Annotated in this window: 19 protein-coding genes and 1 tRNA gene; 6 read left to right on the top strand and 14 right to left on the bottom strand. The window is 71.1% G+C overall.

What is annotated here, in order from left to right:
- From ABD901_RS20665 to ABD901_RS20645, 5 genes are all read right to left on the bottom strand, one after another.
- The coding region (locus ABD901_RS20665; protein WP_345128735.1) for a hypothetical protein at positions 1–3,545 on the bottom strand (3,545 nt) is incomplete at its 3' end.
- The gene (locus ABD901_RS20660; RefSeq protein ID WP_345128734.1) at positions 3,542–3,730 is read right to left on the bottom strand and encodes a hypothetical protein; all 189 of its coding nucleotides are present in this window, start codon (positions 3,728–3,730) and stop codon (positions 3,542–3,544) included. The genes ABD901_RS20660 and ABD901_RS20665, both read right to left, overlap by 4 nt.
- Positions 3,731–4,125: 395 nt before the next feature.
- Positions 4,126–4,941, bottom strand: a complete 816-nt coding sequence (locus ABD901_RS20655) for a DUF2637 domain-containing protein (RefSeq protein WP_345128733.1) — start codon at positions 4,939–4,941, stop codon at positions 4,126–4,128.
- A gap of 396 nt (positions 4,942–5,337) precedes the next feature.
- Positions 5,338–5,892 (bottom strand): cobalamin-dependent protein, encoded by a 555-nt coding sequence (locus ABD901_RS20650; protein ID WP_345128732.1) that lies wholly within the window; start codon positions 5,890–5,892, stop codon positions 5,338–5,340.
- Entirely contained in the window at positions 5,889–6,920 is a 1,032-nt protein-coding gene (locus ABD901_RS20645) for a hypothetical protein (protein ID WP_345128731.1), read from the bottom strand. Before ABD901_RS20645 ends, ABD901_RS20650 begins: the two co-directional genes overlap by 4 nt.
- Before the next feature lie 399 nt (positions 6,921–7,319).
- Here ABD901_RS20645 and ABD901_RS20640 point away from each other — a divergent pair, with 399 nt between their 5' ends.
- Positions 7,320–8,015 carry a pentapeptide repeat-containing protein gene (locus ABD901_RS20640; protein ID WP_345128730.1) on the top strand — a complete coding sequence of 232 codons (696 nt, stop codon included), beginning with the start codon at positions 7,320–7,322 and terminating at the stop codon, positions 8,013–8,015.
- Positions 8,016–8,097: 82 nt separating this feature from the next.
- On the opposite strand, the gene ABD901_RS20635 is transcribed toward ABD901_RS20640, so the two are convergent.
- From ABD901_RS20635 to secA2, 5 genes are all read right to left on the bottom strand, one after another.
- On the bottom strand, positions 8,098–8,562 hold the full coding sequence (locus ABD901_RS20635) for a hypothetical protein (protein ID WP_345128729.1): 465 nt from the start codon (positions 8,560–8,562) through the stop codon (positions 8,098–8,100).
- Positions 8,559–9,107 (bottom strand): MarR family transcriptional regulator, encoded by a 549-nt coding sequence (locus ABD901_RS20630; RefSeq protein WP_345128728.1) that lies wholly within the window; start codon positions 9,105–9,107, stop codon positions 8,559–8,561. Before ABD901_RS20630 ends, ABD901_RS20635 begins: the two co-directional genes overlap by 4 nt.
- Positions 9,108–9,222: 115 nt before the next feature.
- On the bottom strand, positions 9,223–10,098 hold the full coding sequence (locus tag ABD901_RS20625; RefSeq protein WP_345128727.1) for a hypothetical protein: 876 nt from the start codon (positions 10,096–10,098) through the stop codon (positions 9,223–9,225).
- Positions 10,099–10,115: 17 nt separating this feature from the next.
- On the bottom strand, positions 10,116–11,303 hold the full coding sequence (locus ABD901_RS20620) for a rhomboid-like protein (RefSeq protein ID WP_345128726.1): 1,188 nt from the start codon (positions 11,301–11,303) through the stop codon (positions 10,116–10,118).
- Positions 11,304–11,404: 101 nt separating this feature from the next.
- The gene (gene secA2, locus ABD901_RS20615) at positions 11,405–13,747 is read right to left on the bottom strand and encodes an accessory Sec system translocase SecA2 (RefSeq protein ID WP_345128725.1); all 2,343 of its coding nucleotides are present in this window, start codon (positions 13,745–13,747) and stop codon (positions 11,405–11,407) included.
- A gap of 92 nt (positions 13,748–13,839) precedes the next feature.
- Here secA2 and ABD901_RS20610 point away from each other — a divergent pair.
- Positions 13,840–13,912, top strand: a tRNA-Val gene (locus tag ABD901_RS20610).
- Between the two features lie 59 nt (positions 13,913–13,971).
- Here ABD901_RS20610 and ABD901_RS20605 read toward each other — a convergent pair.
- Positions 13,972–14,343 (bottom strand): hypothetical protein, encoded by a 372-nt coding sequence (locus ABD901_RS20605; RefSeq protein WP_345128724.1) that lies wholly within the window; start codon positions 14,341–14,343, stop codon positions 13,972–13,974.
- Positions 14,344–14,451: 108 nt separating this feature from the next.
- On the opposite strand from ABD901_RS20605, the gene ABD901_RS20600 reads away from it, so the two are divergent.
- Entirely contained in the window at positions 14,452–14,721 is a 270-nt protein-coding gene (locus ABD901_RS20600; RefSeq protein WP_345128723.1) for a hypothetical protein, read from the top strand.
- Between the two features lie 18 nt (positions 14,722–14,739).
- The gene (locus ABD901_RS20595; RefSeq protein ID WP_345128722.1) at positions 14,740–17,070 is read left to right on the top strand and encodes a putative bifunctional diguanylate cyclase/phosphodiesterase; all 2,331 of its coding nucleotides are present in this window, start codon (positions 14,740–14,742) and stop codon (positions 17,068–17,070) included.
- Here ABD901_RS20595 and ABD901_RS20590 read toward each other — a convergent pair.
- Both ABD901_RS20590 and ABD901_RS20585 read right to left on the bottom strand, forming a co-directional pair.
- Positions 17,057–17,452, bottom strand: a complete 396-nt coding sequence (locus ABD901_RS20590) for a hypothetical protein (protein ID WP_345128721.1) — start codon at positions 17,450–17,452, stop codon at positions 17,057–17,059. The genes ABD901_RS20595 and ABD901_RS20590 overlap by 14 nt on opposite strands.
- Before the next feature lie 21 nt (positions 17,453–17,473).
- Entirely contained in the window at positions 17,474–18,370 is an 897-nt protein-coding gene (locus ABD901_RS20585; RefSeq protein ID WP_345128720.1) for a ParA family protein, read from the bottom strand.
- Positions 18,371–18,465: 95 nt separating this feature from the next.
- On the opposite strand from ABD901_RS20585, the gene ABD901_RS20580 reads away from it, so the two are divergent.
- Together ABD901_RS20580 and ABD901_RS20575 are read left to right on the top strand one after the other, a co-directional pair.
- Positions 18,466–19,395: a sulfotransferase family protein gene (locus ABD901_RS20580; protein WP_345128719.1), complete on the top strand. Its 930-nt coding sequence runs from the start codon at positions 18,466–18,468 to the stop codon at positions 19,393–19,395.
- Between the two features lie 8 nt (positions 19,396–19,403).
- The gene (locus tag ABD901_RS20575; protein WP_345128718.1) at positions 19,404–20,288 is read left to right on the top strand and encodes a hypothetical protein; all 885 of its coding nucleotides are present in this window, start codon (positions 19,404–19,406) and stop codon (positions 20,286–20,288) included.
- On the opposite strand, the gene ABD901_RS20570 is transcribed toward ABD901_RS20575, so the two are convergent.
- Positions 20,289–22,490: a HelD family protein gene (locus ABD901_RS20570; protein WP_345128717.1), complete on the bottom strand. Its 2,202-nt coding sequence runs from the start codon at positions 22,488–22,490 to the stop codon at positions 20,289–20,291.
- Positions 22,491–22,621 lie beyond the last annotated feature (131 nt).

The raw sequence follows: 22,621 nt of genomic DNA, 5'->3' as shown, positions 1-22,621 counted from the left end.
CCGGTGTGCGGGTCCCATACACGTACCGTGCGATCGTCGCTGGCGGAGGCCAGTAGATACTGGCCTCCGCGCTGTGGCACTGCGGTCAGCGCACGCACGGTATCGGTGTGGCCGATCAGTTCGGCGATTGGCCGGCCGGTGTGCGGGTCCCATACACGTACCGTGCGATCGTCGCTGGCGGAGGCCAGTAGATACTGGCCTCCGCGCTGTGGCACTGCGGTCAGCGCCCGCACGGTATCGGTGTGGCCGATCAGTTCGGCGATCGCCCAGCCGTTGCGCGGGTCCCAAACCTGAACTGTGTCGTCGTAGCCAGCGGAGGCGAGTAGGTGCTGGCCGTCGGGCTGTAGCACCACGGTTAACGCTCGCACCGCGCCGGTGTGGCTGGTCATCGTGGCGATTGGTCGGCCGGTGTGCGGGTCCCACAGCCGTACCGTCCGGTCGGTGCTGGCGGAGGCAAGTACCTGCCGACCGTCGGGCTGGGGGACTACGGCCAAGGCCCACACGGCGCCGGTGTGGCCGGTCAGCCTGGCGATTGGCCGGCCGGTGTGCGGGTCCCATACACGTACCGTGCGATCGTCGCTGGCGGAGGCGAGTAGGTGCTGGCCATCGGGTTGCGGCACCACGGTCAACGCCCGCACGGTGCCGATGTGATCGTGCTCGGCGACCGGCTGGCCGGTGTGCGGGTCCCACAGGCGTGCCGTGCGATCGTCGCTGGCAGAGGCGAGTAGGTGCTGGCCATCGGGCTGCGGCACCACGGTCAACGCCCACACGACGCCGGCATGGCCGTGTTCGGCGATTGGCCGGCCAGCATGCAGATCCCACACCCGTACCGTGCTGTCGTCGCTGGCGGAGGCGAGTAGGTGCTGGCCATCGGGCTGCGGCACCACGGTCAACGCCCGCACGGTGTCGGTGTGGCCGGTCAGTTTGGCGATTGGCCGGCCGGTGGACGGATCCCATACGCGCACCGTGTCGTCGTCGCTGGCGGAGGCGAGTAGGTGCTGGCCATCGGGCTGCGGCACCACGGTCAACGCCCGCACGGTGTCGGTGTGGCCAGTCAGTTTCACGATTGGCCGGCCGGTGGACGGATCCCATACGCGCACCGTGTCGTCGTCGCCGGCGGAGGCGAGCAGATGCTGGCCGCCGGTTTGTGGGACTGCGGTCAACGCCCAAACAGTGCTGGTGTGGCTGAGGTTGGCGATTGGCCGGCCGGTGTGCGGATCCCATACGCGCACCGTGTCGTCGGCGCTGGCAGAGGCGAGTAGGTGCTGGCCATCGGGCTGCGGCACCGTGGTCAACGCCCAAACAGTGCTGGTATGACGGAGTTTGGCGATTAACTGGCCGGTGCGAGGGTCCCACACCCGTACCGTGCGATCGTCGCCGGCGGAGGCGAGTAGGTGCTGGCCATCGGGCTGGGGCACCACGGTCAACGCCCGCACGGTGTCGGTGTGACCGGTCAGCGTGGCGATTGACTGGCCGCTGGACGGGTCCCATACGCGTACCGTTTGGTCGTAGCCAGCCGACACGAGTAGGTGCTGGCCGTCGGGTTGTGCGACTACGGTCAGTGCCCGCACGGTGTTGGTGTGGCCGGTCAGTTCAGCGATTGGCTGGCCGGTGTGCGGATCCCATACAACCGTTTGGTCGTAGCCGGCGGAGGCAAGTAGGTGCTGGCCGTCGAGTTGTGGAACTACGGTCAACGCCCAGACAGGACTGGTATGGCGGAGTTTGGCGATTAGCTGGCCGGTGCGAGGCTCCCATACCCGTACCGTGCGATCGTCGCCGGCGGAGGCGAGCAGGAACTGGTTGTCGGGTTGCGGAACCACGACCAACGTCCGGACGACGCTGGTGTGCCCATTCAGAACGCGATGGGCGGTTCCGGTCCAGAACGCGTGCCGGATTGCCCATGACCGTGGTCGACGGACGTCGATGGCCTCGGCAAGGCTACGACACCGCATTTTGTGCGCGGACACGTAGAGCCAAGTCTCGTGGTCATGTGCGCCGGTCCAGGAGTTGCCGGCGATTTCCAGCGCGCCGAACGCTGCTCGCGCGGCGTCGGTAGTGAGGTGACGTCGGTGTTGCAGCAGATCGGCGATCGGGGCGACGAGCAGAAATCCGGGGTCGAGTGCGAGATGATCTAGCTGACCGCAGGCCGCGGCGTGGGTGGCGAGGTGTCTGGATGTGTAGCTGTCTGCGCCGGTCCAGTTTCGTGTAGCGGGATCCCCGGGCGGGGTGAGTGCACGACAGATCAGGCGATGCGCCTGGCTGGTGCGCTCAGCCAGGTCGTGAGTCAGTTCTGCGACACGCCGCTGATCGCAATCGATGGCAGAGTTGGCCTCGCAGAATTGGCGAAGGCTATGGTGCCGTAGCCCATACAGGTCCGGGTCGCCGCCTGGCCGGGTAAGTAGAAACGGTCGTAGCGTCCCGCGAAGCAACGCCCGTGCCGGTGCCACGGGCAGGCCCGCCCAGTCAGCGAGTTGCCGACCCGTTTGAGGTTCGCGCGCAGCGGCGAGGGTCGCTAGCAGCGGCATCATCGTATTTTCCCAGTCGGCGGCCGGATCGGCGCACCACCGGTCAATGTTGTCGGTGTAGTAACCGGCCAGTCCAGCGGGGAGATGGCTGACGTCTCTTGCGGGTCGACCTTGCCGGATTTGGTCGAGCACCATAACGGCGTAGATCCACACCCCGCAGGACGCCTTCAGTAGCCGCTCGCAGAACTCCTCGCCACGCATGCCTGCCGCCGCAACTGCGGTGCCGATCCGATTATCACGGGCTGTGACGTGGTGCAGATAGCTTGCCAGGTCTTCGCGGTTGAGCGAACTTTCCACCTCAATGCGTTCGGTATATCCAACCCTCGTTGGCAAGGGCAGGCCGGGGCGGGTCGTGGCAATCACAGCGCATCCTGGTGGCAGTTGGCGCGGCAGGCCTAACGGCAGCTCGCCGGCCGCTGGCAGCGGCGCCTCGTCCAGGCCATCGACTAGTAGCACCACCGGCTGCCCAGCTTCGGAACGATCGCGGGAAGCTGCGGCATCACACAGCCGCTGGTACAGCCACAACGTTGTGTCGTGGCCAGCGGGCAAAACTCCGCCAGGTGCAGCATCCTCAAGCTTCCACCGGGCGATCAACTGAGCGGTCAGATTCGCCCGCGCCGTGGCCGGGGACGTGCCGCCCGGCAGGCGCGTCACATGCGTGGGCCATAGCCGAGTGAATGCCAAGAACGCGGCCAGCGCTGACTTGCCCATGCCGGCCTCGGCTTCTACGAACAGATACCCGCCCACCTTCTCGCGCACACATCGGGCGGTGAAGTCGTCGATGCGCCGCAACAGCCAATCCCGGCCCTGGAACAGGCCGAGCACGTCGTTCGGGTTGGCAGGGTCGACCAGACCTACGTCTGACGGCAGTAAATCTAGCGATATTGTGGCCTGGCGCAGCAACGCGAACGGACCGGTGAAAAGCTGTTGGATCACCGTGCCGTAGTTGACGCCGACCGCTTGGCCGCCTGGTGCTTCGACGGCATCGATCCGTTGAACGGATCGGTGCCAGCCGATCACCGACCCCGCTCCTGATACATCAGGCCGTAGTTGACGCCCGCCGCCTGACCGCCAGGCGCCAAGACCTTGCCGATTTGGTTTGTCGGCTCGCCTGCAAGACAATCCGTGCTGGCATCGCTCCGTTCGGTCATCGCGCGTATTCCAACCCAGCCAGCCTCGACCAGCATCGCCACTACGAACGCCACCCCAACCGGCCACCTCCAGCCGTTGGCGAATGCGTTCCCCAGCAGTCCCGCCCCACCTCCCAGAACCGCCGATACGGCGGCCGGCAACCCATGACGCCGCACGCTTGCCACAACCCACCCCCAGCGTGTCGCCTGCACCGAATCGACATTCATTATCACATCAGCCGTCAACGACCAACGGACGCCACCGCTCGGGTGAGGCCGCTCTCGGCCCCGAGGTTAACTACAATTCCTTACGTTTCGGCAGAAAAGCCTAGGCCTGCCCGTCGCCCCTGCAGGATTCGAACCTGCGCTCACGTGTAGGCGGGCGGCGATGTGAGCACGGCCGCACTCAATGTCTACGCCTTGAACGTCGGCTCTAGCTAGTGCCGACGGGCCAACGCGAAGCACTTGGCCTAGGCATCGCCTCCGATTGCTGAAGACTCGACGAGGAGGGCTCTCTGAACTTCTGAGATGCGGGCGTTAGAGGCTGCGTGTCCGTTCGCTCGCAGCTGCCGAGCGAGAGCCTCGCGCGTTACCGCTTTTCCGGTTGCCGCGAGTTCAGCCCGAGCCGCCCGAGCTGCTGGTAGCAATGCCAAGACCTCTGGACCAAGCGCGCGGTCGAGGATACGGCCCCGGCCACCGAGTTCCCTAGTTTCTGGACCCTCCAGGAGCAGGCCGTCGTCCATCGCGTTGCTCGCGTCGGCGTCCTGACGATCGTCGCCACCCCAGTCGTCCGGGACGGCGGCGCTCCCGTCCGGGACTGGACCCGGTCGGTCCGGAACGGGGTGAGGAGGATTGGCCTGTGCCGGGACCAGTCCCTGCGGCGGGGCGGGCGTAAGCTGGACTGCCGGGTGGTCCAACAGGCCGAACAGGAGCTTCACCGCGATCAGCAGCGCGAACGCCGGCCAGCCCGACACCGCCCTGCCGATCCAGTCCGAACCGCCCACCGCGACGTTCGCGGCAAAGCTCGCGCCGGTACCCGCTATCAGCGCCGCCCACGGCAGCCAGCCCGAACTCCGCGCGGCGCGCTTGTCCGCCAGCAACACCAGCGACGCCACAATCTCGATGCCGTCGACCGACAGCGGAAACATGTGCGCTCGCCACCCGACCTCGCCGTGCGCGTCCGCGAGTTCGGTCATGTGGCTGTACGAGATCGCGCCAGCTATCCCCGCCAGCGCCACGACGGTCACGCCCGCCGCTGCGCGGATCGCGCTGTCCACGCGGTTCATCCGCGCACCTGCGCAAGGTCTGCGAGCGCCAGCAGCGCTGACAGGGCCAAGGCAGCGTCGCCCGCAGGCATGGAGAGTTCGGTCTCGCCGACACACACGTTCAGGTACGGCGCGCACGGCCACGGCGCTACCGCCTCGCTCAGCCACGCCGCCCCAGACCGGGCCGGCAGCCACACGCAAGCCGTAAGCTGCAACGGAACGAGGACCGAGAGATGTTCGCCACCGGCTCCGGGCCGGTAGCCGTCGATCTGCGTCGTTGGGTCCGCGGTGCACCGTGTTGGGTCGCACCATGACGGGTGTTCCATGGTCGGAAACCTCCGGATCAAGGTTCCGACCAGCAGTTTCAGCTAGCCGGAACCACCTGTTGGGTTTCCGGTGCTGAGTACGTAGTTGGGGCTAGTACGCGCACGCGTACACGCACCCGCGCGTGATCTCGATCGGGTTCATGCGCTTGTACGTCAGCGGGAACGCCCGGTACCGCCCCAGCGGCTCGCGGTGCGCTTTGCCGGTCCTTTGCAGGGTCCCGGTGTCGTCGCGGTGGACCAGGCCCTGGATGCCGGTGGGGTCGCCGGCGCTGTCGACCAGGGACAGGAGGGTGCTCTCGCCTTCGCCGACCGCGGCGATGTCCCAGCCCGCGTCGAGCGTCCGGACCGGCTCGGCCGTGGCGTGCACGCCGCCGGCCACGTGGACGGCGCCCGGGGCGGCCGCCTTGATGGTGGCGAGCTCCTCGGCCAGCGCCTCGGCGTCGGGCGAGTAGAACGACCACAGGACCAGCACCTTCGCCGCCCGCGCGGCGCGGATCGCCTCGATGGTCGCGGCCGCGGTCTCGGCGAACACCACCTCGTAGGCCGTCGAGGTGTCGTGCTCCTCCAGGGCGGCGAGCAGCACGTGGTGGCCGTAGGTCACCGCTTTGCGGTACCGCAGGATCAACACCAGGTCGCTGCCGCTCACGACCCCATCCTGCCAGCGGGGTCCGTCCCACCGCCGGCGAGGTCCTTGACCTGCGTGGCGCCCGGTGACTGGTCCGGGTCGACGTACTCCGCCTGCGCGGTCCGCTCGAGCCCCAGCAGGTACCGCAGCGAACTGCCGTTGCGACGGCGCTCCGCTGCGGCGCTTTCCGGCAGGCTGAGCCGCAGCCGGCGGTAGAGGGCGTCGCGGTTCAACGCGATGAGCGCGGCCATCGCGGTCCCGTATTCGTGGGCCACCGCGACCGCGCCGCGGTAGAAGAGGTAGCCGAGGGCGTACGGCACCAGCGCGAGCAGCAACCAGAGGCCGTCGTTCCACAGGAACACCACGGTGATCGCGCAGGCGAGCAGCGACATGGCGCTCAGCCGCACGACCAGGTCCAGCGTGGCCCGCTGGTCGTCGAGGTACCGCACGTCACGCTCGTCGGCGACGAGGGCGAGATAGGGCACCGCCTGGACGCCGCTGAGGCCGTACGGCGCCCCCGCCAGCAGTTCGTAGCGTCGCAGCACGTTGCCCAGCCGGGTCGGCATGAACGGTGACGGGGCATCGGGCGCCGGCTGGGGGTACCTCGCCGCTGCCCTGTCGACGTCGACCCGCAGGCCGGCAACCCAGAGAGCCTCACGGGACGCCGCATCGGTGTCCGGCTCGAGACCCTTGAGGTGGTTCAGCAGATCGGAATTGTGGACGGCCTTCCTGGCGTGCGCGGAGGACCGGTCGAGCCAGAGCCTGCGGGCGAGCACGGTGCGGCCCCAGTACCCCTCGTACGCCTGCACCAGCGGGAACTGCAACGGGTGAGCAGCGAGCCCGAGGGCGAGCGCCAGCCCGACAATCAGCGTCCAGACGCCCGGCCCGGCGCCCTCGAGCGTGTTCCATGCGGCCGCCCACACGGGCGGGCCGCTCCAGGCGCCGCTGTTGACGAGAAAGAACACGTAGAGCACCGTGATGGTCGATGGCACGAGACTCACGAGGCTGAAGTACCGGCCGATCGAGGAACCGAGCTCCGACAGGCTCATCGCATCGTCCTGGCGGCCTGCCGGTGGGCCGGGTTGCTACGGCAGACCAGGGCGGCACGAAGATCGAATACCATCAGACCCCGGCACGCGGGCGCGGTGCAGGGTTTCGTCAGCTCGGCGCCCGCCTGCTCGAACGGGCACGTACGGCAGCTGAAGTACCCGGTGTTCGCGTCGTACTCGGCGTAGCCGAGCCGCCCCGCACGTCCCTCAGGGTGTCCGAGAAAGATCCTGGCGCCGGATGCATACAGGTCCGCGCCCGGCGGCGTTCGTGGGCCAGTGTGCGTCATGCCCACCCCCGGCACGTTCGCGGCGACACCCGCTGTAGCGAGTACCCTACGGACCATCACCGCGGCGACATCAGTGGTGACCGGAAGGCGACAGTAGGACAAAATCATGTCCGTGACCACCACACCGGTGGCCGCGACGGACGACGACTCTCCGTTCACCGGCGCACCGCCTTCGCCGCAGGCCGTCACCCCGCGCGTTGCGTCACTGTGGGCCTGGCCGGCGGCGATGATCATCGTCGTCGCGGTGATCGGGCAGGTGCTCGGGACTGTTGGCGCGGCCTGCGCCGCGGCGCTCGTGTTGTCGACCGCGGTGTTCATGGTCGGGTTCCGCACGTTCGGGTCCAGCGGCCGGGTCTGGCTGGTGCTGCTGCCGCTCAGCGTCGGGCTCCTCGCCGTGGTGGTCCTGGCCAGTTCCTCGGTGCCGATGTTCCGGGAGTCCGGCCGGGCAACGCCTGGCCTGCGGGGCGTCAAGGTCACCCAGGCCATGGCCGACCGCACGAGCCTCCGCGGCGCCGACCTCTCAGGAGCCGATCTGACGGGCCTGGACCTTCGGCGAAACAGTCTCGCCGGCGCCATCGTCAAGGGGGCCTCGCTGCGACGGGCACGCCTGGATGGCATCAGCCTGCGCGGCGCGGACCTGAGTGGCGCAGACCTACGCGAAACCTGTCTGCAGGGCACCGACTTCAGCGGCGCTGTCCTGTCCGGCTCCCAACTCGACGGCGCGTATCCGGCGCCCGGCGCCATCGACTTCGCCGCAGCCGGCGCGTCGGGCCGGCCCGCGGCCACCGAGCCCGCCCACTGCCGGTGATCGCCGCGGCGCGAGCGGCCGGAACTACCTGGTGCTCAGCGGTGACGCGGATGAGTAGCAGGCCAACCGGCACAGGCAACGGTCACAGCGGACTCATTTGATCCAGCACCCTGGCGGCGACGTCGATGATCTGCTCAACCTTGGGCACGTCACGCTCGACCTCTTCCGTGCTGACGCTGGGCGCCGCTGCGGACGGGTACTCGACCTGGTTGCGGCGCCGCCGGAGACGATCGAATGGGCGCAGTACCGCGCCGAGCGGCGGGTCGAGCTGAGCCGACACCGCGTCGCGCACCGCGATGTGCCCGCCCCGGCTCGTGGCCCGGACGCCCTGGTTCTCCAGTACCGCGGCAAGTGACTTACGCGCGGCGTCGTACAGCAGCTGATAGGCGCCGGCAGGGTCGGAAACCGCGATGGCACCCGCGGAGGCGAGATGCCGGCGCGCCTGCGACAGCAGAAGGTCGGCGTGGTCGCGGCTGGCCGGCACGCGCTCCAACTCGCCTCGCGCGATCATGCCGTCCAATGTCTCGCGGCCCTGCTGCCATCTCACGACCGTTCTCCAGGTTCCACGATGGGGTACGACGGGCGCGACCGCACGGATGCCAGGAAGGGATCATCGCCGGCCGATTTCCATGCCGCCGCGGATACACGGTGAATGTTGACCTCTCGGCCGAGTTGCCGCTCGGCGGAGCGGGCCGCGTCCGCCAGGTCGTCCTCGTCCGCGTCGCCCACCACCAACACATCGACGTCACGCGGCGGAGGACCGGCTTCCCCGGAGTAGCGGGCCGCCCACGAACCGTAGATGAATGCCTCATCCACGCCATCCACCGGGGGAAGCACATCGGCCAGGACGGCGGCCGGGCCGTAGGTCAACGCCAGCAGTTCGGTGAGCGGGCGAGCGAGGGGGTTGGTCAGGTCCGCCCGCAGCAGGCGCAGGTTTCCCTTCCGCTCCTCGCGCACGAGGCCGGCCGCGGCAAGATGGTCGGCCTCCCGGCTGACGGTCGACTGGGAAACATTGAACTGGCGCGCCAGCTCCGTCACCGAGCAGCTCATCTCCGGGTGCAGGTAGAGCCACGCCATCAGCTCACCCAGCAAGGGCGAACGCAAGAGCGGGAAAAGCCGAGACCTAGCTTGCACAACTTGCACAATAGCTTGCATGATGTGCAAGGAGCCAGCGAAACTCGCCGGCCGTCATCGGTAGTCGTTGGGGCTAACGCCCGATACCGCGCCTGTGGCTCGCGGTGCGTCCTGCCGGTTCTCTGCGCGGTCCCTGCGCCGTCGCGGTGGAGGTCTCATGCTCCTCCAAGGCGGCGAGCAGCATGTGGTGGCCATACGCACTCGCCGGCTCCGATGCCAAGGGATAACGACCTGGCAGCGGCCGGCACGGGACGCCTGCTGATGCGCTGCGCCCGAGAGCTGTCCACGGGGGAGGGCCGGCATCTGCCCCGCGGGCTCGCCGCCGGGTGGCGAGACGACCGGCCACGGCCAGGAGCGCACCGGTGAACGTGCCGATCAGATGCTCTCGCTGTGCCACGCCGTTGAAAATCCCGATCTCGATGGCGTGATAGGCGATCAGGACGATCGCCAGCCAGCTGGCCCGGCAGGCCACGACGGCGTACGCCAGCAGCGATATCACGGCCACCGAAGGGCCGGCGTCGCCGAAGTGGTCGAACCGGTGCCCGATGCCGATCGGCGGCCCCAGCAGGATCCACATGTGGGTGGACATCGTCGCCACGGCGTGTCCGGTGAAGGCGACAACGAGGGTCCGGCGCGCACCGACCAGGGCCTGCACCAGCGTGTACACCACGAAGACCTGCATCACCGCGAACCAGTACGGCAGCAGAGCCGCCGGGGCGAACATCGACAACGGCAGCTTGACCAGGGTGATGTACAGCGGGTCGCCCGGCCGGGTGATGGCGTATGCCGTCAGGAAGGCATGGCCCGAGGGGGTCCGGAACGCCAGCGCCAGGATCGTGACGACAGCGGCGGCGGCAGCCCCCATCCACAGGTCGCGCAGGCGCCGCCGGCGGACAGCGCCGAGCGCCGGACCCAACAGGACGACGAACTGCCTGCCGAGCCAGGCCATGCCCAAGCGGTGAGCCGTCATGTCCCCTCCCGATCCGGTTGGGCGGCGGCAGCCTGCTCCCGAGCGACCTCGGGCACCGGGGTGCCACCGGTCCGGGCGAGCGCGCTGGTCAGTGCCGGCTCGCCGGCCGGGTCGGCCAGCAGCAGGAGTGCGCCCCGCCCGGTCGGCAGGGTGCGCATCGTCCTCTCCACGGTGGTGTCGCTGAGGCCGGCGTCGTGCCAGCGTGCCACCATCGCGCAGCCGACCGCGCCGACAACCAGACCGCTCAGCGGGATGCTGACGACGGTGCCCAGCAGCACCCCCCACGCGCCGCCGGCGACGGCGCCGTCGATCGCGCTCATGTCCCGGGTGTCCCGCATGTGTATCCGGTCCGCCCGGTCGGAGCAGGCGGCGACGGCGTCGTCGAGGTGCGCCTGACCATGCTCGTGCAGACGCAGGGCCGTGAGCAACGCTGCCCGGGCCTGCGTCACGTCGCCGAACGAGTAGGCCACGGTCCGGTCCGGGCGCCGCGGGGTCAGGCGGAGCCCGGACCCGGCCAGCGGACGCCTCCGCATCTGCCAGCCGGCGACAAAGCCCAGGAGGACGGCCAGCAGGTGCCCGATGTCAGTGAAGCTTGCTCCGTTCAGCAACGGTACGACCACGACCACGACGGCCAGCGGCACCAGGAGGCGTCGTGCACGCACGGGCAGGGTGAGCGCGAGCGCGCCGCCGACGGCGTGCGAGCCGTAGCTCGTGCCCACGTCGCTGGCCATGGTGACCGCGCCGCCCAGCCAGTTGCCCTGGACGCCCACCAGCAAGAGCCCGTACACGAGGCAGCTGGCCACGGCGTTGGACAGGAAGAACACCACGAGCAGTCGCCGCCATCCCCACAGCACCTCGGCCACCGACAGGAGCAGCAGCAGCGGGATCATCGCGCCTACGCCGACCCGCTCGTCGAGCACGAAGGCGCTGGTGACCAGCGTCCAGATCCTGTGGTGCTGCAGGTTGTCGACGTTGGTGGAGTTGGCGAGGACGATCTGGCTCCGGGTTTCCGCGCTGACGGCGTGGTTGAGCACAACGTTGATGACGATGAGGGTCAGCACGTACAGCGGTGCGACCCGCACTCGCGCAAGGAAGAGCAGGCAGGCCTTCGTCTTGGCGGTCCAGCCCGCTGCGGCGCCAAGAGCGTCGGCGAGGTCGCCGCCAGGTAGGTAGGACGCTGGCACAAGGCCAGGCAGATCCTTGTACAACCGTCGCCGGCTTCTCACGCCCATGAGACCCGACCCGTCCAGATGATCTTACTAATGCAGTCTACCGTCCCCCGACGTCAGGTGTAGGAAATGGCCGGAGGCCGGCCACCGCGTAGCGCTTCCCCGATGAACGCGAAGAACCGGTCGGCTTCGGAGCCGAAGGGGTTGTCGGCGACCATGTAGGTCCAGGTGGACGAGGGGCGTCGCAGGCCGAGGTCGGCGAGGGTGGTGGCGTCCTCGGACGCTGCATCGAGGGTGCGCCGGGTGGCTGCGGTTGCCTCTTCGGCAACAGCGCGGAAGTCGTCGGTGGCGATGAGGTTGAACTCGTCGAGAGGGTCCTGTCGCCCGAGCACCCGCAGGTGGATGCCCTCACGGACCTCGGCGAGCAGGTTCAGGTGGCGTGTCCAGGCGCGATCGAGGTGGTAGAGCGCCACCTCGACCGCCAGCCGGCGCCTGCCCGGCCGTGTCCACCGGTGCGGCTGGTCGGAGCCGGCGGGCCAGACGTGGGCCAGGTAGTGCTCGAGCGCGGTCGGGTCGGTGAGGAGTCTTTCGCGGGTGTCCAGGACGACCTGCCGGTGCTGATCGGTGGCCGTGTGATAGCGGCGTGTGGTGCGATGCAGTTGCAGGAGCTTGCCCTCGGCGACACGCTGGGCGTGCTCGTATATCCGGCGGAATCGGGTGTCGCGGACTCGCCCGTCCGGGTCCACCGATTGCGGGTCGTATCCGATGACCAGGTGCTCGGTCACCACATCGTCATCGAGGCTGGTGTAGAACGCCGAACGGCCCGGGTCGCCCTGCCTGCCCGCCCGGCCGCGAAGCTGATGGTCGAGTCTGGCGCTGTCGTATCGCCCGAGTCCGAGCACGAGCAGTCCGCCCGCCTCGGCGGCCCGCGATGCGAGCCGAATGTCGACGCCGCGGCCGGCCATCTGCGTGGACACGGTGACCGCTGCGTGCTCTCCGGCGCGGGCGATGATCTCGGCTTCGGCGGCGTCATTCTTGGCGTTGAGCACGACCGCATCGACGCCACGGCCGGCCAGGAGCCCGGCGAAGCGTTCGGAGTCCGCCACGCTCGCCGTGCCGATCAGCACGGGCTGACCGGCCGCATGAGCGGCACGCACCCGGTCGGCCGCGGCCGCGTCGCGCTCCTCGGCGGTCATATACAGCCGGTCGGGCTCGTCGACGCGGATGCCGGGCCGGTTGGTCGGGATCGTCCCGGTGCGGAGGCTCAGGTCTTCGGCCAGGCGTTCGGATGCCTCCAACGCGGTGCCGCTCATCCCGGTGATGACGCGGTAGCCACGGGCCACGGTCTCGACCAGCATCTGGTCGAGCACCTCGGCCTGTGCGGTCACCTCGATGCCTTCCTTGCGCTCGATCGCGGCGTGCAGGCCATCGGGCCACCGCTGACGGTCGGCGACCCTTCCGCGGGTGTCGTTGATGAGTCGCACCTGACCGTCGGCCACGATGTAGTGCACGTCGCGGTCCACGAGTGCGTGCGCGTGCAACGCCACATGCGCCGCCGTCAGCAACCCCACGTGATCCTCGGCGTACAGGTCGTCGATACCGAAGTGGTCCTCCAGCGCCGTGATCCCCGGCTCGTTGAACGACACGTTGCGCCGCTCACCGTCGACCTCGTACTCCACCCCCGCCGTCATCGCGGCGACCACCCCGGCCAGTGACGCTTCCTCCGGCCGTGGTTCGGCGTCCCCGGCGATCACCAACGGGACCATCGCATCGTCGAGCAGCACCGCGTCGATCTCATCGATCACCGCCGCGTCCAGGTCCGGCACCAGCCGCTGCGCATCCTCCGACCGTTGCCGGTCCCGGAGGAGGTCGAAGCCCACCTGGTGCACCGTCGCATAGACCACATCGCTGCGGTACGCCGCGCGCCGCTGCGCATGATCCATGCCATCAACCACCGCCGCACACGACAGGCCGAACGCCGCGAACAACGTCGCACCCGCTTGTGCATCCCGGCCGGCCAGATAGTCGTTGGCCGAGAGCACGTGCACCCGCCGGCCCGTTACGGCCAGCCCGGCGGCGACCAGGAACCCCACCAGCGTCTTGCCCTCGCCGGTCTCCATGTCCACCACGCGACCTCGGAGCATGCTCACCGCGGCCAGCAACTGCACCTCGAAGGGCTCCAGCCCCAGCCGGAGGCGCGCCACCTCGCTCGCCACCGCGAGAAGTCTCACCAGGTCGCCGTCATCGGCAAGATCCGCCTTCGCCGTGAACTTGGCGCGCTCGGACAATGCCTCGTCGCCGAGCCCGTGCAGCGCGGCCCGTTCGCTCAGGACGGCCTCGACCAACGGGTCGAACCGGCGCAGGTCCGCCGTCCCCGGCTCCTGCCGGAACCGTCGCACCTGCACTACTGCACGCCGCCACCAGGACGACGGATCACGCAACTGCTCCAATCGGCCCACCACCCCAGGCTAGCCCGCACCATCGATGGCTACGCCCGGATCGCCGGCGCCGACGCCGACTGGCCGACGTGACGCATATGATCCAGCGCGGCGGAGCCGTAGCGCAGAGGTCGTCGCGCCTTGCCCACACCGAGGAGGACGCCGGTTCGAATCCGGCCGGCTTCGTCGCCTGGCAAGGGACTCGGGGGTGCTGGCACGGTGGACGACTGGCGGCTGGTCCGCCGCTACGCGGTGCCCGAGTGGATGGTCGCCGAGTGTGCCGAGGCGCGCAAGCGCGGCGACTGGCGGGCCGCGTGCGAGGCGGCCCGGGTCGACGTCGGCTTCGACGAGGCCGGGCCGGCCGCGGAGCTGCTCGCCGGGTTCGCGCCCGACCTGCTGCGCTGGCACCTGCCGCGGTCGCGGAGCGGGTCGGCGGCGCTCGCCGCCGGAATGCGATACGTGCTGGCGCCCGACGGGCCGGTCGACCCGGGCACCGTGGTGCTCGAGGTCCGGTCGCCGTTGTGGACGTCCAGCTCGCAGCGGCTGACGCTCGACGCCGTGCGCGCCGGGGAGGCGGCACGATCGGTGGCTGCTTCCGGGCCGAGCTCGCCTGGCACGGCGACGGGGAGGGCATGCCGAAACGGCTGCGCGAGTACCGGCGCGACCTGTAGCGGCGCATGGAGCACGGCGGCAGCAGGGTGGTGCTCGCCCTCCTCGATTCGGGCATGGACCCCCACGTGCGCGACGTCGCGGGCCGGACCCTGCTGCACCGGATCCACCAGTTCGAGCACGCCGAGCTGCTGCCCCGCCTGCTCGCCGAGGGTCTCGACGTGAACGCCATCAGCCGGCGTGGATACACGCCGATGTGCGACGCACTGGTCCATTCGGCGCCGGACGAGCTGCTCATGGCCCTGAACAATGCCGGCGCGATGCCCCGGCTGTCCCTCATGGACCCTCGGAGCTGGCCGAACGGGGGGCGACCGGCGCTGATGTAGCGGGTTATTGTCGGGCCCGTGACGCATGTCGCCGGTGGGGGGTCGGACAAGGCCGCCCGGCGGTATGTGTGGGCCACCGGCGCGGTGGCGCTGCTCGGCACCGGCTGGTGCGTGGCGTTCCTGACCGCCGGCGCGGGCGGCGAGGCCCTCGGCTACGTCTTCGTCCCGGTCGGCGGCGTCCTGGCCACCGCCTCCGTGGCGCACATGACCCGCGGCCGCGACCTCGGCCCCGTCGGCCGGCGGTTCTGGCGCGCGGTGTTCGTCGCGCTCGCATTGATCACCATCGGGTACGCCTGGCTGGCCGCCGACATGCTGACCCACGCCGCCGAGGCGCACACGCGCACCATGCCGCTGCCCGCCGCGGCCTGCGTCGCGATCGGGTTCGGCATCGCCATCTGGGCCGTCGGGCGGGTGCCGGTCGTGGCGACCGGCGGCGTCGAGTGGTGGCGGATGCTGCTGGACCGCACGATCGGGTTTCTCGGCTGTGCGGCGGTCCTGTGGTACGCCGGGCTGGCCCCGATGATCTCCGCGCCCGAGCCGTGGAGCCGCCAGGCGATGGTGATCGTCGGCCTGGGCTTCCTCATCGCCGTCGGCGCCGCGACGAAGGTCTCCTACGTCGCCGGCGGGCCTGTCGACCAGACCGCGATCCGGTTCATGGCGGCCGGCGGCGGCGTCGTGGCGGGGCTCGTGGCCGTGCTCGCGGTGCGGTTCGGGTACGACGCGACCGTCCCCGCGCAGGCGATCGTCATGCCGCTGGCCCCGGTGCTGGCCACCCTCGGCGTCGCGGCACAGTGGCGGACGCTGCTCGGGCTGCGCGGCGGGCGCTCGCGGGGCGGCGTGCTGCTGCCCTACCTGGCCGTGGCGGCTGTGGACGTACCGCTGATCGCCGTCGCCTGCGGATCGCCGCTGCGCTGGCCGACCCGCGTGGTGCTGCTCGCCGCCGTCGTGGTGACCGCCCTCGTCACCGTCCGCCAGCTCATCGCCTTCCGCGAGAACGCCCGGCTGCTGCGCAACACGCGCGTCCAGGAGGAGCGGCTGCAGTACGAGGTCAGCCACGACGGCCTGACCGGCCTGGCCAACCGCGCCCTGTTCCGCGAGCGGCTCGCGGCGGCGCTCGCCGAGACGGGCGGGGCGAGCGTCCTGCTGGTCGACCTGGACGACTTCAAGACCGTCAACGACCTGCTCGGCCACGGCATCGGCGACCGCCTCCTCGTCTCGTTCGCGCAGCTGCTGCGGTCCGAGGTGGGCAACGACGGCCTGCCGGTGCGGGTCGGCGGCGACGAGTTCGCGGTACTGCTGACCGCCGCCGGCGCCGACCCCGAGGAACTCGCCGCCCGGCTGCTGGCCGCGCTGGACCACCCGATCGGCGAGTACCGCCTGCTCGCCCAGGCGAGCATCGGCATCGCCGCGGCCGCGCCCGGCGCCACCGTGGACTCGGTCCTGCGCGACGCGGACGTCGCGATGTACACCGCGAAGCAGCGCGGCAAGGCAACCTTTGTGCGCTACGTGGACGGCATGGGCGAGCCGGTCCTGGCACACATGCAGCTCGGCGGCGAGCTGCGCCGCGCGCTGGACAACGACGAGCTGCGCGTGGTGTACCAGCCGATCGTGCGCCTGGGCGACGGCGCCCTGGTCGGCGTGGAGGCGCTGGTCCGCTGGCACCACCCGAGCCGCGGCGCGATCGGCCCCGCCGAGTTCATCCCGGTCGCGGAGCGGACCGGCCTGATCGTCCCCCTGGGCCGCTTCGTGCTGCGCGAGACGTGCCGCCAGGCCGCCGCGTGGCTGACCGAGCACGGCCCGGACGCGCTACCCGAGGCCGCGCTCAACGTCTCCGCCCGCCAGCTGCACGACCCCGACTTCGTCGCCGACGTCAGCGCCGCCCTGGCCGAGAGCGGCCTGCCGTGCGAGCGCCTCGTCCTGGAGGTCACGGAGTCCGCGGTCCTGCGCGGCCAGCAGGTCTCCCGGACCCTGTACGAGCTGTCCCGCCTGGGCGTCCGCCTGGCCCTGGACGACTTCGGCACCGGCGAGTCGTCGCTGAGCCTGCTGCGCGCCTTCCCCGCCGCGATCGTGAAGCTCGACAAGTCCTTCGTGGAGGGCATCGAGATCGACGACGGCCGCCCGGCCGCCGCCGACGCCCGCCAGGCCGTGGCCCGCGCCGTGATCCAGCTGGCGCGGGCCCTCGGCCTGTCCACGGTGGCCGAGGGCGTGGAGAACGCCGAGCAGGCGGCGGTGCTGCGCGAGCTCGGCTACACCACCGGCCAGGGCTACCACCTGGCGGAGCCGATGACCGCCGAGGCGGTCTCCACCCTCCTGGCGAGCAACGAGCCCGTGGCCGCTAGCGGGCGCTGAGGGCGGCGCTGTCCAGGCGGCGGCCCGTGGTGGCGTCGACGATCGCCGTGGTGATGGCCGGCTTCGTGGCCCTCGACGGGACCGCAACGTTCAGGGCCTTCGCCAGCTCGCGGGTCTGGGGCACCGTCAGCTTCAGGTCGTTGAGGTACTGCGTGGCGGCCTGGCGGGTGGTGAGCTCCGACAGCATCGACTCGATCTCGCTCACCGGGCGGGACAGTGCGGGCGCGGCCTTCGCCGGGCGGACTTGACGGCCGCCCTTCGGGACCAGCTCCAGCTTCGCCGCGCCGGAGGCCAGGTCGGCCAGCTGGTCGGCGGGGAGGGTCTTCACGAAGGCGGCCACGCGCAGGAGCACCTCGTGTGCGAGGTCGGCCGGGTCGGTCATTGGGTCTCCAACTTCGGTGAATCAGAGCCGGGTGCGGGCCAGGAGCTCGCTCGTGAGCTGCTGCAGCTCGTATCGTAGGGTCTCCACCGCGGCGCTGCCCTGGGGCGCCAGGACCGCGGGGACGGCGCGCTGGCCGGCCTCGGTGACGGCGGTCTTGTTGTCGCGGATGGTCTGGCGGAAGACCGGCATCTCGATGCGGGTGGTCTCCTCCACCGAGTTGCGCTGGCTGACCAGGGGGCCCGACGCGGTGTACTGCACCATCGTGTAGACGACGCCCGCCACCTCGGGGTTGATGGGGTGCTCGGCGACCTCGTTGTACTCCTCGACCAGGCGGGACAGGCGGTTGCGCAGCAGGTCGATGCCCAGTGTGGACAGGTAGTCGGGGCGGGCGGGTACGACGACGTAGTCGCTGGCCACCAGGGCGGTGCGGGTGACCAGGTTGAAGTTCGGCGGGCAGTCGATCAGGACCGTGTCGTAGCCGGCGAACGAAGGGTCGGCCAAGGCGTCGGCCAGCAGGCGGTACACCTGCAGGTAGCGCGGGCTGCTGCGCTGGAACCTCGAGCCGCCCAGGCCGGCGGCCAGGTCCAGATCGACGTCCACCAGGCCTAGCTGGGACGCGATCAGGTGCAGGTGGCCGCCCAGCGGCTGGACGATGGCGTTGACCGTGTGCGGGGCCAGCACGTAGCGGAACAGCGACTCCGGGGCGCGGGTCGCGACGAAGGCCTCGAACCAGGCGCGGATCGTGGGCTGCTCGTCGAAGTCGGCGGGCAGGTAGAACGAGTACGTCAGGCTGGCCTGCGGGTCCAGGTCGATGAGCAGGACCTTGCGGCCGCGGGCGGCGAGCTCGGCGCCGATGTTCGCGGTCAAGGTGGTCTTGCCGACGCCGCCCTTGTAGTTGATCACGGAGACGACGCTCATCGCTGCAGCATGCCATTTGCGCGCGGCGTTGTCGCCAGGGCGGGTGCCCGTTAGGGTGAATTTCCTATCATCCCGACAGGATAAGGGGACATGACATGCTGCCCGACTTCCTGATCGCCGGGGTGCCGAAGGCGGGTACCTCGGCGCTGCATGCCGCGCTGGTGCGCCATCCGCAGCTGTTCCTGCCCTCGGTGAAGGAGCCGAAGTTCTTCCTCACCGACGGGGCGCCGCCGCGGCGGGGCGGGCCGGGGGACGTGCAGACCTACCAGGAGCACGTGTGGCGGCGCGCCGACTACGAGGCGCTGTTCGACGCCGCGCCGCCGGGTGCGCTGCGCGGCGAGGCCACGCCGTTCTACCTGCACGACCTGGAGTCCCACGCGCGGATCGCGCGGCTGGTGCCGCATGCTCGGCTCGTCCTGCTGCTGCGCGACCCCGTGGACCGGGCGCACTCGAACTGGTCGCACCTGTGGGGGGCGGGGCTGGAGTCGGAGGCCGAATTCCTGCGAGCCGTCGAGCTCGAGCCGGTCCGGCGGGCCAAGGGGTGGGCGGCGTTCTGGCATTACACCGATCTCGGGCGGTACGGCAGCCAGCTGCGTCACCTGCTCGAGTACTTCCCGCGCGAGCAGGTCCTGCTGCTGCGCTACCGGGACCCGCGCGACGATCCCGGCGGTACCGTGAACCGGGTCTGCGCCTTCCTCGGCGTCGCCGGCGGGCACGTGGACGAGATCCCGCCCGAGAACGTGCGCCGCCACGTCGCCGACACGCCGGTGAACGCGGGGCTGCGGCTGCTGCCGCGCTCCGGCGGGCGCGTCGGGCACCGGTTCCCGGTGCCGGTGCGGCTCGCCTTCAGCCGGCCGCTGCTGGCGCTGCTGCACCGCGAGCACGGGCGCCGGCCGCGGGTCACGCCGCAGCAGCGGGCGGCACTGCTGCCCGCCTTCGCCGAGGAGATCGAGCTGCTGCAGTCTGTCTCCGGCGAGTCCTACGCGGACTGGCTCAGCCTCGAACATGCCAGCAACTACCACTAGGAGGAAGCTTGCTCACGCTGCCGCGCTGGGAAGGGGCCCGCGTCGTCGTCGAGCCGCCGGGTGAAGGGGCCGGCACGTGGGCCGGTGCGCCGAGCGCGCTCGCGGCCGGCGGGGAGATCTACCTGGCGTACCGGCTGCGGCTGCCGATCGGCGAAGGGCGGGGCTATGCCAACGTGGTGGCCCGCTCGCGCGACGGCGTCGCGTTCGACACCGTCGCCGAGGTGCGCAAGGACCGCTTCGGCGGCGCCTCGCTCGAGCGGCCGGCGCTCGCGGTCACGCCGGAGGGGCGCTGGCGGCTGTACGTCAGCGTCGCCACGCCGGGCACCAAGCACTGGCGGGTCGACCTGCTCGAGGCCGACGAGCCCGAGAAGCTCGGCGAGGCACCGGCGCTGACCGTGCTGCCCGGCGACGCGACCGCCGGCGTCAAGGACCCGGTCCTGCACTTCGACGGGCGGCGGTGGCACCTGTGGGCCTCGGTGCACCCGTTGGAGTCCGACGAGCACGCCGACCGGATGAGCACCTGGTACGCCACCAGCCCCGACGGCGTCGACTGGACCTGGCGCGGCGTTGCCCTGGCGCCCCGCGCCGGCGCCTGGGACGCCCGCGGGGTGCGGGTCAGCGCCGTCGCGCCGGTCGAGGGCGGGCTGGCGGTGGCGTACGACGGGCGCGCCACCGCCGACGAGAACTGGGAGGAGCGCACCGGCGCGGCCACGGCGCCGCGGCTGGCGGACGGTTCCTACGGTCCGATGACGGCCGCGGAGGGGCCGCCGATGGGCTCGCCGCACGCGCCGCACGGGCTGCGGTACCTCACCGCGGTGCCCGGGCGCATCTACTACGAGGCCACCCGCGCCGACGGCGGCCACGCGCTCTACACCGAAGCGGTCCCCGGCTAGTCAGGCCCGGTGGTGGCGGCCCTTGGGGCGCTCGCGGCCGGAGCGCTCGTCGAGCAGGGCCGCCGTGCGCTGCAGGACCTCGTCCCACATGGCCGGCGGGGAGCCGCCGGCGATCATCGCGGTCAGGTCCTCGGCCAGGCGGTCCAGCACCGACAGCTCCACCGTCGGGTCGGGATCCGGCTCGACCACCGTGCGCTGGCGCGGGATGCGGCCGGGGACCGGCTGCGGCGCCTCCAGCGGGAGGGCGTCGCCGCTGGCCACCACGTCGAGGTAGCGGATGGTGCGGGTCAGGGCCACGAAGAGCAGGCGGTGGCCGCGAGGGTCCTCGGCGACGATCGCCTCGGGCTCGACGACGACGACCGCGTCGAACTCCAGGCCCTTCGCCTCCTGCGGCGAGACCAGGTTGAGGGCGCGGTCGAGCTCGCCCTGGTCGGCGCGGCCCCACGGCAGGTCGTTGGCGGCCAGGGCGAACTCGAGCTCGGCCCGGCACGCCGCCGGGCAGACGATGCCGACGAAGCGCTGGGCCTCCAGGTGGTCGCGGGCGATCTGGGCCACCCGGCCGGCGCGCTCGCCGGCCTCCACGACGTGGATGCCGGGGTCGGCGGGGCCGTCGCGCACGATCGTGGCGGGCTCCACGCCGGGCGCGGCGAGCGGCAGCAGCTTGGCGGCCAGCTCGTACACCTGCCGCGGCACCCGGTAGCCGTAGCGCAGGCCGGCGACGACGACCTGGTGTGTCTGCGGCAGGTGCTCGGTGACCTCCTCCCACCGGTCGCGCGCCCACGCGCCGGTGGACTGGGCGAGGTCGCCGACGATCGTCATCGAGCCGGTCGAGGAGCGGCGGGCGATGGCGCGCAGCTGCATCGGGGAGAGGTCCTGGACCTCGTCGACGACGATGTGGCGATACCGGCCGGCGGTGCCGTTGAGCAGGTCGTCGACCTCGTCGAGCAGGGGGCCGTCGGCGGCGCTCCAGACCTGCTCGGAGAGGCGGTCGGCGCCGCGGCGGTACAGCAGCGCCGCCTCCTGCTCGCTCATCTCGCCCTCGGCCGCGGCCAGCAGCCGGCGGCGGGAGCCGAGCAGGTTGCGCAGGAACGCCGCGGCGCTCTGCAGCGGCCACAGGCGCTCCAGCAGGTTCTCCACCGGCGGGAGGCGCTCGGCCTCGGCCGGGCCGCCGCGGTCCCGGACCAGCTGGGCCAGGGCGGCGCGCAGCCGCTGGCGGCGCACGGCGTAGGGGCCGCCGGACTCGCGGGCGGCGGCGACCGCGGCGGCCACCTCGGCGCCGGTGAGGGTGATGAAGCGGCCGTCGAAGAGCATGCGCTCGGCGGGCTCGGGCGCGCCGATGCGGGCCTCCAGCGCGCGGGCGAGCAGGCGGGCCATCCGGGCCTCGCCCTTGAGCCGGCGCACCGGCGCGTCCTCCTGCCGGCCGCGCTGGACGGGCGGGCCGAGCTGGTCGATGTCGACCTGCTCGACGCCCTCGTCGCCGAGGCTGGGCAGCACGCCGCGGATGTAGCGGGTGAAGGCCGGGTGCGGGCCGACGATGAGCACGTCGCGCGGGCGCAGGGTGTCGCGGTGGTTGTACAGCAGCCACGACACCCGGTGCAGGGCGACCGCGGTCTTGCCGGTGCCGGGCCCGCCCTCGATGACGAGGAGGTGCTCCAGCGGGAAGCGCATGAGCCGGTACTGCGCCGCCTGGATCGTCGCCACGATGTCCTGCATGGCGCCGGTGCGGCCGCGGTTGAGCTCGGCGAGCAGGGCGCCGTCGGGGCCGTCGAGGGCCTCGATCGCCTCGACCAGCTGCGCGAAGACCAGGTCGGCGAAGTCGACGATCCGGTTGGCCTCGACGGTGAAGGTGCGCTTGAGGGACAGTCCCTGCGGGTCGTCGGGCGAGGCCTCGAAGTAGCGGCGGCCGAGGTCGGACTGCCAGTTGACGACGAGGACCTGGCGCTGGTCGTCGAGGATCGTCTCCCGGCCGATGTAATACCGCTCGTCGTCGTCGAGGTCAGCGCGGCCGACGGCGACCTGCTGCTCGGGCGCGGCCAGGTTGTCGCGGCGGTTGCGCCGGAAGTTGGCCAGCCACCGGCCGGCGCCCGGGTTGGCGGCGGCGTCGGGCGCCTCACCCAGCTCGGCGCGGATCCGTTCGCGGTGCTTGCGGGCGAGGTCGAAGTGTTGCTGCTCAGCAGCGATCTCGGCTGCCTTGGACTCCACGGAACTCCCTTGTCGCACCCAGCGTGCGCCCAACGCTACCTTGCGCCAAGGAGGGTGGTCGATCCCCGCGCGGCCGAATCACCCTCGGACAACGGGTGAATGGCGAGGGCCCGGGTAGCGGCTCACCCGTG

Source organism: Dactylosporangium darangshiense (assembly GCF_039537565.1).
GTDB lineage: Bacteria > Actinomycetota > Actinomycetes > Mycobacteriales > Micromonosporaceae > Dactylosporangium > Dactylosporangium darangshiense.
The sequence above is the reverse complement of the archived record's forward strand: the minus strand, read 5'-3'. Positions and strand labels throughout refer to the sequence as shown.

Bases quoted from the DNA above. Each gene is read 5' to 3' on its own strand.
- ABD901_RS20655 (WP_345128733.1), bottom strand. From the start codon at position 4,941: ATGAACCGCGTGGACAGCGCGATCCGCGCAGCGGCGGGCGTGACCGTC.
- ABD901_RS20645 (WP_345128731.1), bottom strand. From the start codon at position 6,920: ATGAGCCTGTCGGAGCTCGGTTCCTCGATCGGCCGGTACTTCAGCCTC.
- ABD901_RS20625 (WP_345128727.1), bottom strand. From the start codon at position 10,098: ATGGCCTGGCTCGGCAGGCAGTTCGTCGTCCTGTTGGGTCCGGCGCTC.
- ABD901_RS20600 (WP_345128723.1), top strand. From the start codon at position 14,452: ATGGACCCCCACGTGCGCGACGTCGCGGGCCGGACCCTGCTGCACCGG.
- ABD901_RS20590 (WP_345128721.1), bottom strand. From the start codon at position 17,452: ATGACCGACCCGGCCGACCTCGCACACGAGGTGCTCCTGCGCGTGGCC.
- ABD901_RS20585 (WP_345128720.1), bottom strand. From the start codon at position 18,370: ATGAGCGTCGTCTCCGTGATCAACTACAAGGGCGGCGTCGGCAAGACC.
- ABD901_RS20580 (WP_345128719.1), top strand. From the start codon at position 18,466: ATGCTGCCCGACTTCCTGATCGCCGGGGTGCCGAAGGCGGGTACCTCG.